Genomic DNA, 16423 nt, shown 5'->3' on the forward strand with positions numbered 1-16423 from the left:
TTATCATCGCCTCATTTCTTCCAACACCCCTCAACCGTCTCGGCGCTGCGCGCCGATCCACCTTCTCCCACAAGGGGAGAAGGGAAGGGGTCCTCAACTCCCCGGCGGGCTCACCGGCTCCAGCGTCTTCGGCGGTGTCAGCCGGCCATGTCCAGACACGGCATTGCCGGCGTCCGGGGCCAGCCGCATGAACGACAGCGAGGCTGCCGCCGACACCGCCGCTACGATGAAGAAGGCGGTGTGGAAGTCGCTCAGCGTCAGCGGGCCGCCATGGATCGTGGTCGACACTTCCAGGATGCCGCCGGCCAGCGCCACACCGAGCGCGATCGCCAACTGCTGGAACACGGCCGTGATCGGCGTCGCCTTGCTGGTGTCGGCGGCCGAAATCTCGGCGTAGGCAAGCGCATTGATGCCGGTGAAGAACATCGACCGGATGAAGCCCCCGGCGAGCAGCATGGCGAGGATCAGCCCGTAGGGCGTGTCGGGTGTGAACAGGCCGTTGATGGCGATGGACGCGGCAGCGATGAGCGAGCCTGAAATCAGCACCCGGCGGAAGCCGGCGACCCTGAAGATCAGCGCGGTGACGAATTTCATGCCTATGGCGCCGATCGCCGAGACGAAGGTGATCATGCCGGACTGGAACGGCGTCAGCCCGAAACCGATCTGGAACATCAGCGGCAACAGGAAAGGTACGGCACCAATGCCGATGCGGAACAGTCCGCCGCCGAGCACCGAGGAGCGGAACACCCGATTGCGAAACAGCTCGAGCGCCAGCAGCGGGTTCTTGGCGCGGCGCGCGTGCAGCAGGTAAAGCACCGCCGATGCCAGTCCGACGGCAACGGTGATAAAGCTGGCAACTGGCGGCAGAGCCGGCAGGCTGACCACCGAAAGGCCGAACACAATGCCCGATGCCGCCAGCCCGCTCAGCACGAAACCGATGAGATCGAGCGGCGGCGTCTGCGCGGCGTCGGTCTTCGGCAGGAAACGCGTGGCCAGCCAGATGCCGATCAGCCCGATCGGCACATTGATCAGAAAAATCCAGTGCCAGGAAAAATAGGTCGTGATGAAGCCGCCGACCGGCGGGCCGACCAGGGGGCCGACCAGAGCCGGGACAGTCAGCCACGACATGGCGGCGACGAGTTCGCTTTTCGGCGTCGCGCGTACCAGTACCAGGCGTCCGACCGGTGTCATCATGGCGCCGCCAATGCCTTGCAGGAAGCGTGACACCACGAAAGCCGGCAACGAATTGGAAATGGCGCACGCGACCGAACCGACGATGAACACGGCGATCGCGGCGCGGAAGACATTCTTGGCGCCGAAGCGGTCGGCCATCCAGCCGCTGATCGGAATGAAAATCGCCAGCGATACCAGATAGGCGGTCAGCGCCAGCTTGAGCGCGATCGGGCTGGTGTGGATGTCGATGGCGATCGCCGGCAACGATGTCGCAATGACGGTCGAATCCATGTTTTCCATGAATAGAGCGACCGCCAGGATAAGCGGAATGGTGCGGTTCACGATGGATCCGGCCTTGAAATGTGCGTCGCGATTGCTTGCCGGCCCTGGGGGCCAAACCGACAGGTAGGGCGGTTATCATGGCTTGGCCCGGATGTCGCATTAATTTGCTGTCACGTTTGTGCGACCGCAAGTCTCGCAGCCCCTGGGGCAAAATGCAGCTTCGCCACTACACAACCATCGGCTTTTCAACGGCCACGGGACGTGTTACGAGCCAGCGCCAATCCTGAAAGGGAAGAAGACGAGTCGGCGCTGTCCATCCAGGGCGAGCGCCTTTCCTGCATTCCGAGGGCTGGCCATGGCAAAAATCATCGAGACGTCCACCGGCGCATTGGCGCTGACCTTTGACGACGTGCTGCTGCAGCCGGGCCATTCCGAGGTCATGCCCGGCGAGACCGACATCCGCACCCGCATCGCCGGCGACATCGACCTCAACGTGCCGATCCTGTCGGCCGCCATGGACACGGTTACCGAGGCGCGGCTCGCCATCGCCATGGCCCAGGCCGGCGGCATCGGTGTCATCCACCGCAATTTCTCGCCGGCCGAACAGGCCGAGCAGGTGCGGCAGGTGAAGAAATTCGAGTCCGGCATGGTGGTCAACCCTGTCACCATCGGTCCCGAGGCGACGCTTGCCGATGCGCTGGGTCTGATGCGCACCTACAGCATTTCGGGCATTCCGGTGGTCGAGAACGGCGGCACCGGCGGCCACACGGTCGGCCGGCTCGTCGGCATCCTGACCAACCGCGACGTCCGCTTCGCGTCCGATCCGGCGCAAAAGGTCTATGAGCTGATGACCCGCGAGAACCTGATCACGGTCAAGGAGAACGTCGATCAGGACGAGGCCAAGCGGCTGCTCCATCAGCACCGCATCGAGAAGCTTGTTGTGGTCGATCGGGACGGCAATTGCGTCGGGCTGATCACGGTCAAGGACATCGAGAAGTCGCAGCTCAACCCGCACGCCACCAAGGATGTGCAGGGGCGTTTGCGCGCCGCCGCCGCCACCAGCGTCGGCGATGACGGTTTCGAACGCGCCGAGCGCCTCATCGACGCCGGCGTCGACCTTCTCGTGATCGACACCGCGCACGGTCATTCGCAGCGCGTTCTGGATGCGGTGACGCGGGCCAAGAAACTGTCCAACTCGGTTCGCATCCTGGCCGGCAACGTCGCCACCGCGGAAGGCACCTTGGCGCTAATCGATGCCGGCGCCGACGCGGTCAAGGTCGGCATCGGACCAGGCTCCATCTGCACCACCCGCATCGTCGCCGGCGTCGGCGTGCCGCAGCTCTCGGCGATCATGTCGGCGGTCGAGACGGCGCAGAAATCCGGCGTCTCGGTCATTGCCGATGGCGGCATCAAATATTCGGGCGATCTCGCCAAGGCACTGGCCGCCGGCGCAAGTGCTGCGATGATCGGCTCGCTGCTGGCCGGCACGGACGAAAGCCCGGGCGAGGTCTATCTGCACCAGGGCCGCTCCTTCAAAGCCTATCGCGGCATGGGCTCGGTCGGCGCGATGGCGCGCGGCTCCGCCGATCGTTATTTCCAGGCCGAGGTACGCGACACGCTGAAACTGGTCCCGGAAGGCATCGAAGGGCAGGTGCCGTACAAAGGACCTGTGTCTGGCGTGCTGCACCAGCTTGCAGGCGGCCTGAAAGCCGCTATGGGTTATGTCGGTGGCCGCGACCTTGCCGATTTCCGCGAGCGCGCCACTTTTGTGCGGATATCCAATGCCGGACTTCGTGAAAGCCACGCCCATGACGTCACGATTACCCGCGAAAGCCCGAATTATCCTGGCGGAGCCTGACCGTCATGCGTCTTGGCGCAATCTGGCGGCAATGATCCTGCGGCTGTCGCGCCACGCGGCCGCACTCTGTGTCGCCACCGTGGCGGTTTTCATCATCATGACGGCAATGGAGTTCCTCTATTTTCGCCAATTGAGCGGCGGTCTGCCGTCGCTCGACATGCGCTATGCCGGTTTCACCCCGGATGAGGGCATGGCCTGGCTGACGGCACTCGGCCGGCGCGGCAGCGAAATTATTCTCGTCTGGCATTACCTGACCTTCGACCTGCTGTTTCCGGCGCTGCTGTCGCTGACGATGGTCAGCCTGATCCTGGCCACGGGCCGGCGGCTGAAGAATTTCCGTGCACTGCCTGCGCAAACCCAGTCGATATTCGCGGTTGTGCTGGTGCTGCCCTACCTGCTTACCGACTATGCCCAGAATATCGCTGTGGCTCGTCTTTTGTCCGATTTTCTGTCGGCCAATCCGGATTCGCTGTCCTTCGCCTCGGCGCTGATCGTCACCAAATTCGCCCTACTGGCGATACCAGTGACCGTCACTGCGGCTTTCACTCTGATGGCTCAGAAACGGTCTTGAAGGCTGGGTGACAGAGACAGGGGGCATCTTGAACCAGACCGCGATCTTCTGGCCGATGCTGGCGCAGGTGCTGCTGGTCTATATCGTCTACGTCGTTATGGGCCGGCGCCGCCATGGTGCGGTCAGATCGGGCGAAGCCAAGGCCGGCCAGTTCAAGACGCGCTCGACGGAGCCAGGTTCCAGCGTCACCGTCGCCGACAATCTGAGCAACCAGTTCGAACTGCCGGTGCTTTTCTACGTCTTATGCTTGACGCTGCACGTGACCAATGGCGTCAATTATCTGACCTTGGCACTGATGTGGATCTTTGTCGTCTCCCGCTATCTTCACGCATCGGTCCACTTGACCAGCAATCAGCTGATCCTGCGCAGCAGGGCATTCTACCTGGGCGCGGTGGTTCTTGCACTTGGATGGATATGGCTAGCGGTGCATCTGCTCGGCTTGGTCTGAGCAAGCTCAATGCTACAAATCGAACACAGCGATCTTGCGCTTGTCGAACCTGATGGCGAGTTCACCGCGCACCAGCTTGAGCGCGGCCTCGCCGAAGACGGCACGCCGCCAGCCTTGCAATGCCGGCACGTCGGCTTCGTCGCCCTCGGCAGCGATGCGGTCGATGTCGTCACTGGAGGCGAGTACCTTCGATGCGACGCCTTCCTTTTCGGCAACGATCCGCAGCAGCACCTTCAGCAACTCCGCCGCGGCGCTTGACCCCTCCGGCGGCTGGAAGCTCTTCGGCAGCTTCGGCATCTCTTCCCTGGGCAGGGCAAGGGCAGCGTTTACCGCGCCAAGCAGTGCCGTCGCCGTCGACGAGCGCTCCCAGCCCTTCGGCGTGGTACGCAGCTTGCTCAGTGCCGCAGCGTCGCGCGGCGCCTGCTGCGCCACTTCGTAGATAGCATCGTCCTTGAGCACCCGGCCGCGCGGCACGTCGCGCTCGCGCGCTTCGCGTTCGCGCCAGGCGGCCACCGCCTGCACGATCGCCAGTTCCTGCGGCTTGCGCAGCCGCATCTTGAGCCGCTTCCAGGCATCCTCGGGATGCGGATCGTAGGTCTCGCGCGAGGTCAGCACGTCCATCTCCTCGTTCAGCCAGTGGGCGCGGTTTTCCCGCACCAGCTCGGCACTGAGATGCTTGTAGACCTCGATCAGGTGGGTGACGTCGGCGAGCGCGTAGTCGAGCTGCTTTTCGGACAGCGGACGGTGGCGCCAGTCGGTGAAGCGCGAGGACTTGTCGAGCCGCGCTCCGGTGATGCGCTGCACCAGCTGGTCGTAGGAGACGCTGTCGCCGAAGCCGCAGACCATTGCCGCAACCTGGGTGTCGAACACCGGATGCGGCACCAGATCGCCGAGATGCACGATGATTTCGATGTCCTGGCGCGCCGCATGAAAGACTTTGACGATCGCCTCGTTGGACATCAGCCTGAAGAACGGTTTCAGGTCGATGTCGGGCGACAGCGGATCGATCAGCGCGGTCACCCCGGGCGCTGCCATCTGGATCAGGCACAGGATCGGCCAGAAGGTCGTTTCGCGAATGAATTCGGTATCGACGGTGACGAATTCCGCCTTTTCGAAAGCGGCAATAGCGGTCTCGAGTTCTTTCTGGGTGGTGATGACGTGCATCAAATCGCTTTTGGCAAGGGATAGGGTCTCTTTCAATTTCAGCCGCGCGCGCTTTCGTCAAGCGCAAGCACCTCTATCCAGGCTTTGCGGGTTCATCGGGATCGGCATTCCGCTTCGCCAGCCGGGCAAAAACCGTCGAAGTGCGCAACAGCGCCGTAAAACGGCTGCGATGGGTGGCCGGCACGGCGGAGCGCGCCTGCATCCGGTAAAGGATGACGGCCACGAAGATCGCATAGACGGTGGCGCTGAACACGAACAGCGCGCTCGGCCCGAAAAATTGCATCACCGTCGAGGCTGCGAACGGCCCGCCGATGGCGCCGAAGGAATAAAACAGCATCAAGGCAGCGTTGATCAGCACGAACTCGCCCTTGTCGGCGCGGTCGTTGGAATGCGCCGCTGACAACGAATAGAGCGGCATGGCGAAGCAGCCGAAGATGAAGACGAGCAGGAAGTTGAGAAACGGGCTGCCGCCTGCCACGAATGCCAGCGCCAGTGCCGCCACCATCGCACAGCACGTCGTCATCAGCAGCACCGAGCGCCGGTCCCAGCGGTCGGAGAGATAGCCAAGCGGGTATTGGATGATGGCGCCGCCGAAAATGCCGACGCTGACGAAGGTGACGACGTCGGCGACCGACATGCCGATCTGCTCGGCATAGACCGGCGACAGGGTGCGGAAGGCGCTGTTTGTGACGCCGACGGCGATACAGCCGAAGCAGCCGAGCGGCGAGATCCGCCAGACGCGCGCCAAATCGAGCTTGACGTCTTCCGGCGGCGTCGGATTGGAGCGGTCGCCGAGCGAAACCGGCACCAGCGAAACGGTGATCATCATCGACATGATGGCGAAGATGGCAAAGCCGCCGGCGCCAAAGATCGGGATCAGGAACTGGGCGCCCGTCACCGAGCCGATGTCGACCATCCGGTAGATGGCAAGCACCCGCGCCCGGTCGGTGTTGGTGACGCCGGAATTCAGCCAGGCTTCCATGATGGTGAACAGGCCGGCAAAGCAGAACCCGCCGGCAAAGCGCACGGCGCACCACATCACCGGATCGATGACCAGCACCAGAAGCAGCGTTCCCGCCGAGGCGATCGCCGCGAGTGCCGAAAAGGCGCGCACATGGCCGACGGACTTCATGATGCGGGTCACGGCAAGGCAGCCGAGCAGGAAGCCGGCGAAATAGAACGTGCCCATCAGGCCGATCGAGGAAGCGGGAAAACCTTCCTGCGCACCACGCAGCGCAATCAACGTGCTCTGCAGGCCATTGCCGCCGAGCAGGATGCCGGCGGCGATCAGGAGGGGGATCAGCGGGCGGATGGAGGACATGAAGGAAAGCCTGTCGTTGATCCTTCTTGAACCATCGCCTTCGCCAATGCCAGCGGCAATTCCCGGTGGCGTTGGGGCCAGCCGGGGGCCTTAATGCATGTCGCGCAAAAGTGTGCAGCGGTTTTGCGATAACGACATGCATAAAAACAAGAACCTAAAGCGCGTCGCCGAGGCCGATCGAACGCGACACGTTTTAGGTGCATTAACGAGGGGGAACTTGCGCTACCGCGTGGCGCCAGACCCTCCGTGTTGGGAACCAAGGCGTATCTTTGTAGTTCAGTGCTGGTGGGCGAATGCGCGTCTTGTGAGCTGCCGGTGTGCGGAGATGGTGTCAGGCATCGACGTCGTTTCTGCTGCCCGGCCTGAAGCTCCAAAGGGAGGTCCGCCATCATGAAATTTCATTCCGCATTTGCGGCATTTGCCGTGGCCGCAGTTCTGGCGGCCGGGCCGGCGCGGGCTGTCGACCTCGTCATGGTGTCCGGAGATACCGGCAACGGCCAGAGAATCCTTCGCGAGATCCTCGATCAATACGAGAAGACGACCGGCAACAAGGTTAGCGTCGTTCCGCTGCCCCCCTCGGCGACGGACCAGTTTGGCCAATACCGGCTCTGGCTTGCCGCCGGAAGCAGCGACGTCGACGTCTATCAAACGGACATCATCTGGGCCCCCCAGCTTGCAAGGCAGTTCATCGACCTGACCGAAGCGACCAAGGATGTCGTTGGCGCCCATTTCCCATCGATCATCAAATCGCAGACCGTGGACGGCAAGCTCGTCGCCTTGCCGATATTCACCGACGCTCCGGCGCTCTACTACCGCAAGGATCTCCTCGACAAATACGGCGCCAGGGTCCCGGCCAGCTGGGCTGAACTTGCCGATACCGCCAAGCTTGTCATGGATAAGGAGCGCGCGGCCGGCAACAAGGACATGTGGGGTTTCGTTTTCCAGGGCAACGCCTATGAGGGGCTGACCTGCGATGCACTCGAATGGGTGAAGTCGAACGGCGGCGGCCAGATTATCGAGCCGGACGGCACCATCTCCATCAACAATCCGCAAGCAGCTGCGGCGCTGGAAATGGCGAGGAGCTGGGTGGGAACCATCTCACCGCCCGGCGTTCTGGCCTACCAGGAAGAAGAGTCGCGCGGAGTCTGGCAGACCGGCAACGCCGTCTTCATGCGCAACTGGCCCTACGCCTACGCGCTTGGCAACAGCGAAAGCTCCCCCATCAAAGGCAAGTTCGAGGTGACGACGCTGCCGCCGGGGTCTGGTGAGGGCGCGCACCCGGCAGCAACGCTTGGCGGCTGGAATCTCGCGGTTTCCAAATATTCGAAGAACCCGGATGCAGCGATCGAGCTGGTCAAATGGATCGCCTCGCCTCAGATGCAGAAGTACCGCGCCTTGAAGGGGGCATATCTGCCGACCATCCAGGCACTCTATGACAATGCCGACATCGCCAGCGCCCAGCCGGTGATTCCGCGCTGGAAGGAAGTCATCCTCAACGCGGTGCCGCGTCCCTCGGCCCAAGCCAAGAGCCGGTACAATGAGGCGTCGAGCGAGTTCTGGACCGCCGTCCACAACACGATTTCCGGCGAGGGCACAGCCGCCGACAACCTTGCCGATCTGGAGTTCTCCTTGACCAGGCTCAAAGGCACCGCCTGGTGACCCCGCCGCGCTCAGGCTCGCTGCTGGCGCGTCAACGTACGCGCTCGGCATGGCTGTTGCTTGCCCCGATGCTCATCGTGCTCGCCGCCGTTGCCGGTTGGCCGTTGATGCGCACGATCTATTTCGGCTTCACCGACGCCTCGCTCGCCGACCTCGAAGCCCGCCGCTGGGTTGGCTTCGCCAACTATTTCTCCGTCGTGCAAATGCCGAGCGGCCGCGTCGTCTATGACGGGCTGCTCGCCGATCCGGTCTGGTGGCGCGCCGTCTGGAACACGGTGCGCTTCGCGGTGATTTCGGTGACCTGCGAGACGGTGCTCGGCATGATCGTCGCGCTGGTGCTCAACGCCAGGTTTCGCGGCCGCGGTATCGTGCGCGCCGCGATCCTCATCCCTTGGGCGATCCCGACGATCGTCTCGGCGAAAATGTGGCAGTGGATGCTCAACGACCAGTTCGGCATCATCAACGACGTCCTGCTCAAGCTCGGCCTGATCAGCACCAAGATCGCCTGGACGGCCAGCGCCGACACGGCGATGGTCGCCGTCCTTGTTGTCGACATCTGGAAGGCGACCCCCTTCATGGCGCTTCTCATTCTCGCCGGCCTCCAGATGCTTCCACAAGAAATCTACGAGGTCGCCAAGCTCGACGGCGTCGGCGCGTGGAGAATTTTCTGGAAGATCACTTTGCCGCTCATCCGACCGGCGTTGATGGTGGCCATGATCTTTCGCGGTCTCGATGCCCTGCGCATCTTCGATCTGATCTACGTGCTTACGCCAAACAACATACACACCAAGTCGATGTCGGTGTTTGCCCGCGAGAGCCTGTTTGAGTTCGACAAGTTCGCTTCCGGTTCCGCCGCCTCGACGCTTCTCTTCCTTATCCTCGCTCTGCTGACCATGCTCGTTCTTTGGCTCGGCCGGATAAGACTGGACAAGGACTATTGACCATGGGGGACTATTGATCATGGGGGACTACTGACCATGTGGATCGTCAAGCGCACGGCTTTCTACCTCCTCGTCGCCGTTATCGTCGTCGTCGCGGTGTTCCCGTTCTACTACGCCATCATCACCAGCCTGAAATCGGGGACGGCGCTCTTCCAGATCGACTATTGGCCGAAGACGATTACCTTCAGCAACTACAGGACCGTGTTCACCGAGGGGACCTTCCTGCGCAACCTCGTGAACTCGCTTTTCATCTCGAGCGCCGTTGTCGTCATTTCGCTGTTCCTCGGCGTCACCGCCGCCTATGCGCTGGCGCGCATCCGCTTCCGCGGCCGCTCGGCTCTGCTCCTCACTATCCTGTCCGTTTCGATGTTCCCGCAATTGGCGGTGCTTGCCGGGCTTTTCGAGCTGATCCGCATCTTCGGCCTCTACAATTCGCCGTTCGCGCTGATCTTGTCCTACATGATCTTCACCTTGCCGTTCACCGTCTGGGTGCTCACCGCCTTCGTTCGCGACCTGCCGATCGAGCTGGAGGAAGCGGCGATCCTCGATGGCGCCACGCCCTGGATCATCATCAGCCGCGTCTTCCTGTCGCTCATGTGGCCGGCGCTGGCGACCACCGGGCTTCTCGCCTTCATCGGTGCTTGGAACGAGTTCCTGTTCGCCCTGACGTTTACCTCCAGCAACGAGCAGCGAACCGTGCCGGTGGCGATCGCGCTGCTCTCCGGCAGCTCGCAGTTCGAGATCCCGTGGGGCAACATCATGGCCGCATCGGTGATCGTCACCGTGCCGCTCGTCGTCCTCGTTCTCATCTTCCAGCGCAAGATCATTTCCGGTCTCACGGCGGGCGGGGTGAAGGGGTGAGTGCATAGTTGAACTGCGGGCACAGAGCAGCGAACTCAGATTGACGCCTCGAGCATAAATTGATGCCGGTGGGAAAGGGGCGGGAAGAACGCGAACTCGACCCGGCTGCCGCTTGCCTTGACAAATGCACCCTCTCATGTGCTTTTCGCGCAAATTTTCAGGCTGGGCCATCATGCCTTGGCCGCAACCCAACATCCGGACTTTAAGAATGACAATGCATCGTTACCGCAGCCATACCTGTGCCCAATTGAGGAAGCTCGACGTCGGCTCGACCGTTCGCTTGTCGGGCTGGGTGCATCGCGTGCGCGACCATGGCGGCCTGCTGTTCATCGATTTGCGCGACCATTACGGCCTGACCCAGATCGTCGCCGATCCGGATTCGCCCGCCTTCAAGATTGCCGAGACCCTGCGCGGCGAATGGGTCGTCCGCGTCGACGGCGAGGTCAAGGCGCGCCTCGCCGACACCGTGAACCCTAATTTGCCAACCGGCGAGATCGAAGTCTTCGCGCGCGAGATCGAGGTACTGTCGGCCGCCAGGGAATTGCCCCTGCCGGTCTTCGGCGAGCCGGATTACCCAGAGGACATCCGCCTCAAATACCGCTTCCTCGACCTGCGCCGCGATACCCTGCACAAGAACATCGTCGCGCGCACCAAAATCGTCGCCGAGATGCGCAAGCTGATGGGCGAGGTCGGCTTCACCGAATTCTCGACGCCGATCCTGACCGCCTCGTCGCCGGAAGGGGCGCGCGACTTTCTGGTGCCGTCGCGCATCCACCCCGGCACTTTCTATGCGCTGCCGCAGGCACCGCAGATATATAAGCAGCTGATCATGGTGTCCGGCTTCGACCGCTACTTCCAGATTGCGCCCTGCTTCCGCGACGAGGACCCGCGCGCCGACCGTCTGCCGGGTGAATTCTACCAGCTCGACGTTGAGATGAGCTTCGTCGAGCAGGAGGATGTGTTCACCACCATGGAGCCGGTGATGCGGGGGGTGTTCGAGACCTTTGCCGCCGGCAAGCCGGTGACGGAGAAGTTTCCGCGCATCGCCTATGATGTCGCCATGCGCAAATACGGCACCGACAAGCCGGACCTGCGCAACCCGATCGAGATGCAGGCCGTCTCGGATCATTTTCGCGACTCTGGCTTCAAGGTATTTGCCAACATCCTTGCCAACGATCCGAAGGCCGAGGTCTGGGCCATTCCGGCCAAGACCGGCGGGTCTCGCGCCTTCTGCGACCGCATGAACTCATGGGCGCAAGGCGAGGGTCAGCCCGGCCTCGGCTACATCTTCTGGCGCAAGGAGGGCGAGAAGCTCGAAGGCGCCGGGCCGCTGGCCAAGAACATCGGCGAGGAGCGCACGGAGGCGATCCGACAACAACTCGGCCTCGCCGATGGCGATGCCGCCTTCTTCGTCGCCGGTGATCCGAAGAAGTTCGTCTCCTTCGCAGGAGCGGCGCGCACCCGCGCCGGCGAGGAGCTCAATCTTGTCGACCGCGACCGCTTCGAATTGTGCTGGATCGTCGACTTCCCGTTCTTCGAATGGAACGAGGAGGAGAAGAAGATCGACTTCGCGCACAATCCTTTCTCGATGCCACAAGGCGGCATCGATGCGCTTAACGGCGAGGATCTGCTCGGCATCAAGGCGTTCCAGTACGACATGGTCTGTAACGGTTTCGAGATCGCCTCCGGCGGCATCCGCAACCATCTGCCCGAAACCATGGTCAAGGCGTTCGAAACCGTCGGGCTGGACCGCGCGACGGTCGAAGAGCGCTTCGGCGGCCTTTATCGCGCCTTCCAGTATGGCGCGCCGCCGCATGGCGGCATGGCGGCCGGCATCGACCGCGTCGTCATGCTTCTGGTCGGCGCCAGGAACCTGCGCGAAGTGACTATGTTCCCGATGAACCAGCAGGCCTACGACCTGTTGATGAGCGCGCCGTCGGAAGCCAGCCCGCAGCAGCTTCGCGAATTGTCGCTGCGCGTGGTGGCGACGAAGAAAGAGGTTTAAAAAACGCTCCGAACCGGTGCTGTTGATTCATAAAAAAGCCCGGCATCGCTGCCGGGCTTTTTGCTTGAAGCCTGTCTCGGTCAGTCTTCGTTTGCCGTAACCGTCACGCCGAGCGTTTTCGGCAGGTCGAGCGGGTTGGACATGGCGCCCGCCATGATCAGCGCGAACGGCACCGCTGCCGGCGGCTCGGCCGAGACCTCGATGCTTTGCGGATCGTCAAGGAACTTGTTGACCGCGGCCGAAACCTGCGCGGTCAGTTCCGGATTGTTGAGCTGCGCCATGCCGAAGGGCACGATCGCCTTGGCCTGGTTGGCGATGTCCTTGCCGGACATGCCTTGCTGCTTGCCGGCATAATCGAGCACCTTTTTGGTCAACGAATCGTCGTCGAAGCGGATCGAGGCGCTGTTGAACGAAAGCTGCTGCAGCAGCCCGAGCATGGCCATGCCTTGCGCCGAATTGTCGGCGCCTTCGGGCTGCGCCGCCATCTTCTTCTGCATCTCCTGCAGTGATTTGATGACGTCCAGCGTGTAGCCGCCGAGATCGAAGGTCATGCCGAGCGTGCCGGCATTGTCGACCGATATTTCGTATTTCGACAAGTCCATCCTGCCGTCGGTAGGCTGCCAGGTGCCTTCCATCTCAAGATTGCCTGTTATGTTCTGGTAGCCGAGTGCGTTGATGACTTCCTTGGATTTCGGATCTTCGACCAGGGTCAGGTCGGCAGCGAATTTTTCCGTAGTGCCGGAAAACGCCATGGCCTTGCCGTCGGCCGGCGGCGTGATTGCGATGGCAAGCCCGTCCATCGAGAAAGCAGTTTTGTCAGCCACTTTGACTGTCATGTTGTCGAGCTCGGCCGATTTGTACATCATCAGCGAGCCCAGCGGACCGGTTGCGCCTTCGGCCGGAACCGTCATGTCATGGATGACGAAGGGGCTGAGATTGAGCGTGACGCCATCTTCGCTGTGTTCGAACGGCGACGTCGATACGGTCGCGATTTGATAGCCGCCACTGGCTTCGGTCACACCTTCGAGCTTGACGTCGCCGATCTTGAGCGCCTCCTTTTCGGCCGCCGGTTTGACCGCTACGCCTTGCAGAACCATGCTGGAGGTGTCGCCGGTTACTCCGGTCCAGGAGAGGTCGACACCCTGCGCGGCGAGGGCAGCCTTCAGCCGGTCGGCGACCGCGGTATCCTGCGCGAACGCCGCATTCAGCGGCAGCGTCAGCAAAAAGGTCGAAAAAGCCAGTCTCTTAATAAGTGTCGAGTGTCTGATCGTCATCGAGAGCTCCCCTGAGAGTGTCCTGAAATTCTTTTCAAATCGTCGCGTCGTCACCATTCGGTGACGAACTGGACCGGAAAAAGGCGGGCCTCGGCACAATGGTCGAAAATCGCGGCCAAAGGCAAACCCGATCCATCAGCCTTGCGATAGAAGCAGGATGTAACGGATTGATGTTGGCCGGCGTCGCGACGCTTCCAATTCCTGTTGCATAATGGATGTCGCGCAACGGTTTTGCGGTAACGACATGCATCAAAACAAGGGCCTAAAGCGTCGCATGGGCCGGTCGAACGCGATGCGCTTTAGGAGCACGCATACCGGTGTGCCTCTTGCCGCGAATCACCCGCTCGGCTAGTGCCAGCCCATGGGAAAAAGGCTTTTGCCGCCTGAAACTGGCGGCGGCGATAATATTGAGCCGGTCGATCTGAAGAAGGCGCTGGAAGAGCGCTATCTCGCCTACGCGCTGTCGACCATCATGCACCGGGCACTGCCGGACGTGCGCGACGGGCTGAAGCCGGTGCATCGTCGCATCATGCATGCCATGCGCTTGTTGCGGCTTAACCCCGACCAGGGCTTTGCCAAATGCGCCCGCATTGTCGGCGAGGTGATGGGCAAATTCCATCCGCATGGCGACCAGTCGATCTACGACGCGTTGGTGCGGTTGGCGCAGGATTTTTCGATGCGCTACCCGCTGGTCGACGGGCAGGGCAATTTCGGCAATATCGACGGCGATAATGCCGCCGCCATGCGCTACACCGAAGCGCGCATGACCGAAGTGTCGACGCTGCTTTTGGAAGGCATCACCGAGGACGCCGTCGATTTCCGCCCGACCTACAACGAGGAAGACGAGGAGCCGGCCGTGCTGCCCGGCGCCTTCCCGAACCTGCTCGCCAACGGCTCGTCCGGCATCGCCGTCGGCATGGCGACCTCGATCCCGCCGCACAATGCGGCCGAGCTCTGCGACGCCGCGCTTCACCTGATTGATCATCCGGATGCGCCCGTCACCAAGCTGATGGATTTCGTGCAAGGTCCGGATTTCCCGACCGGCGGCATCATCGTCGACAGCCGAGCCTCGATCCTCGAAGCCTACGAAACGGGTCGAGGCGGCTTTCGCGTCAGGGCGAAATGGAGCCAGGAGGACCAGGGCAGGGGCACCTGGAACATAGTCGTCACCGAAATCCCCTATGGCGTCCAGAAGGCCAGGCTGATCGAAAAGATCGCCGAGCTCTTGATGGCGCGTAAGCTGCCGCTGCTCGAGGACATCCGCGACGAGAGCGCCGAGGACATCCGCGTCGTGCTGGTGCCGAAGAGCCGCTCGGTCGATCCCGGCATCATGATGGAATCGCTGTTCAAGCTGACCGAGCTCGAAAGCCGCTTTCCGCTCAACATGAACGTGTTGTCGCGCGGCAAGGTGCCGAACGTGCTGTCGCTGAAAGGTGTGCTCAAGGAATGGCTGGAGCACCGCCGCGACGTCCTGATCCGCCGCTCCAAGCACCGCCTCGGCGAGATCGAAAGGCGGCTGGAGATCCTCGCCGGCTATTTGATCGCCTACCTCAACATCGACGAGGTGATCAGGATCATCCGCGAGGAGGACGAGCCCAAGCAGGTGATGATGGCGCGCTGGTCACTGACCGACACCCAGGCTGAAGCTATCCTCAACATGCGGCTGAGGGCGCTGCGCAAGCTCGAGGAATTCGAAATCCGCGAGGAATTCAATGGCCTGACCGGGGAGAAGAAGCAGATCGAGGCACTGCTTGCGTCCGACGCCAAGCAGTGGGCGACGATCAAGTGGGAAGTCGCCAACGTTCGCCAGAAATACGGGCCCGACACCGAGATCGGCAAGCGCCGCACCGAGTTCGCCGACGCACCCGAGCATGACCTGACCGATATCGCCCACGCCATGATCGAGCGCGAGCCGGTCACCGTGGTCGTTTCGGAAAAGGGCTGGCTGAGGGCCATGAAAGGTCATCTGACCGACCATTCGGCCCTGACCTTCAAGGAAGGCGACAGCCTCAAGCTCGCCTTCCACGCCCAGACGACCGACAAGGTGCTGGTCTTCACCACCGGCGGCAAGTTCTACACGATCGGCGCCGACCGGCTGCCGGGTGGGCGTGGCCACGGCGAGCCGATCCGCATCATCGTCGACATGGACAACGACCAGGATATCGTCACCGCTTTCGTCCATGATCCCAAGCGCAAGCTGCTGCTGGTGTCGCATGACGGCAACGGTTTCATCGTGCCGGAAGAAGAAGTCGTCGCCAACACCCGCAAGGGCAAGCAGGTGATGAACGTCAAGGCGCCCGACGAAGCCCAGCGCTGTGTGAGCGTCGCCGGCGACCATCTCGCCATTGTCGGCGAGAACCGCAAGATGCTGGTGTTCCCGCTGGCCGAGATCCCCGAGATGGGACGCGGCAAGGGCGTGCGCCTGCAGAAATACAAGGATGGCGGTGTCCTCGACCTCAAGACCTTCACGCTGGCAAGCGGCCTGTCCTGGCAGGATTCGGCAGACCGCACCTTCACCAAATCGCGTGACGAGCTTGCCGAATGGATCGGCGCCCGCGCCTCGGCCGGCCGCATGGTGCCGAAGGGTTTCCCGAGGACTGGCAAGTTCGGGTGAAGCGGTAATCTCCCCCCTCGAGGGGGAGATGGCCGGCAGGCCAGAGGGGGTCCCCGCGCATGAAGCGCCAGCCTGCTTTGTTCGTGGTAAGGTCGCGTCAGGACGTCCCGACCCCCTCTGTCGCCTTCGGCGACATCTCCCCCTCAAGTGGGTGTTTGGACCGGAGACATCGCGAACAGGTGTGCGAGGACATCGCGAACAGTTTGGCGCGCTTTGCGCCGGGAGGTTCGGGATGCCATTCGAGGACACGAG

Annotated in this window: 12 protein-coding genes; 8 read left to right on the forward strand and 4 right to left on the reverse strand. The window is 62.3% G+C overall.

Annotated elements, in window-relative coordinates:
* Positions 1 to 93: 93 nt before the first annotated feature.
* Positions 94 to 1515 (reverse strand): MFS transporter, encoded by a 1422-nt coding sequence (locus NKJ81_RS27750; RefSeq protein ID WP_352542383.1) that lies wholly within the window; start codon positions 1513 to 1515, stop codon positions 94 to 96.
* Between the two features lie 295 nt (positions 1516 to 1810).
* Here NKJ81_RS27750 and guaB point away from each other — a divergent pair, with 295 nt between their 5' ends.
* From guaB to NKJ81_RS27765, 3 genes are read left to right on the forward strand one after another with little or no spacing between them, the layout of a single operon-like run.
* Positions 1811 to 3313 carry an IMP dehydrogenase gene (guaB, locus tag NKJ81_RS27755; RefSeq protein WP_352542384.1) on the forward strand — a complete coding sequence of 501 codons (1503 nt, stop codon included), beginning with the start codon at positions 1811 to 1813 and terminating at the stop codon, positions 3311 to 3313.
* Between the two features lie 31 nt (positions 3314 to 3344).
* Positions 3345 to 3884: a hypothetical protein gene (locus NKJ81_RS27760; RefSeq protein ID WP_352542392.1), complete on the forward strand. Its 540-nt coding sequence runs from the start codon at positions 3345 to 3347 to the stop codon at positions 3882 to 3884.
* A gap of 28 nt (positions 3885 to 3912) precedes the next feature.
* Positions 3913 to 4332 carry an MAPEG family protein gene (locus NKJ81_RS27765; protein WP_352542385.1) on the forward strand — a complete coding sequence of 140 codons (420 nt, stop codon included), beginning with the start codon at positions 3913 to 3915 and terminating at the stop codon, positions 4330 to 4332.
* Between the two features lie 12 nt (positions 4333 to 4344).
* Here the strand turns inward: NKJ81_RS27765 and rnd are convergent, their stop codons facing one another.
* Complete coding sequence (gene rnd / locus NKJ81_RS27770; protein WP_352542386.1) at positions 4345 to 5496, reverse strand: ribonuclease D; 1152 nt, start codon at positions 5494 to 5496, stop codon at positions 4345 to 4347.
* 73 nt (positions 5497 to 5569) lie between these two features.
* The gene (locus NKJ81_RS27775; protein ID WP_023674455.1) at positions 5570 to 6817 is read right to left on the reverse strand and encodes an MFS transporter; all 1248 of its coding nucleotides are present in this window, start codon (positions 6815 to 6817) and stop codon (positions 5570 to 5572) included.
* Between the two features lie 390 nt (positions 6818 to 7207).
* On the opposite strand from NKJ81_RS27775, the gene NKJ81_RS27780 reads away from it, so the two are divergent.
* From NKJ81_RS27780 to aspS, 4 genes are all read left to right on the forward strand, one after another.
* The gene (locus tag NKJ81_RS27780) at positions 7208 to 8476 is read left to right on the forward strand and encodes an ABC transporter substrate-binding protein (RefSeq protein WP_352542387.1); all 1269 of its coding nucleotides are present in this window, start codon (positions 7208 to 7210) and stop codon (positions 8474 to 8476) included.
* Between the two features lie 68 nt (positions 8477 to 8544).
* On the forward strand, positions 8545 to 9417 hold the full coding sequence (locus tag NKJ81_RS27785; protein ID WP_352472057.1) for a carbohydrate ABC transporter permease: 873 nt from the start codon (positions 8545 to 8547) through the stop codon (positions 9415 to 9417).
* A gap of 36 nt (positions 9418 to 9453) precedes the next feature.
* On the forward strand, positions 9454 to 10278 hold the full coding sequence (locus NKJ81_RS27790; RefSeq protein ID WP_352542388.1) for a carbohydrate ABC transporter permease: 825 nt from the start codon (positions 9454 to 9456) through the stop codon (positions 10276 to 10278).
* A gap of 214 nt (positions 10279 to 10492) precedes the next feature.
* Positions 10493 to 12283 carry an aspartate--tRNA ligase gene (gene aspS / locus NKJ81_RS27795; protein ID WP_352542393.1) on the forward strand — a complete coding sequence of 597 codons (1791 nt, stop codon included), beginning with the start codon at positions 10493 to 10495 and terminating at the stop codon, positions 12281 to 12283.
* 80 nt (positions 12284 to 12363) lie between these two features.
* Here the strand turns inward: aspS and NKJ81_RS27800 are convergent, their stop codons facing one another.
* Positions 12364 to 13557: an aq_1923 C-terminal domain gene (locus tag NKJ81_RS27800; RefSeq protein WP_352542389.1), complete on the reverse strand. Its 1194-nt coding sequence runs from the start codon at positions 13555 to 13557 to the stop codon at positions 12364 to 12366.
* 361 nt (positions 13558 to 13918) lie between these two features.
* Between NKJ81_RS27800 and parC the strand changes: the two genes are divergently transcribed.
* Entirely contained in the window at positions 13919 to 16171 is a 2253-nt protein-coding gene (gene parC, locus NKJ81_RS27805; RefSeq protein ID WP_352449279.1) for a DNA topoisomerase IV subunit A, read from the forward strand.
* Positions 16172 to 16423: the final 252 nt, after the last annotated feature.

Origin of the sequence: Mesorhizobium sp. M0018 (genome assembly GCF_040323955.1) — a bacterium.
Lineage (GTDB): Bacteria > Pseudomonadota > Alphaproteobacteria > Rhizobiales > Rhizobiaceae > Mesorhizobium.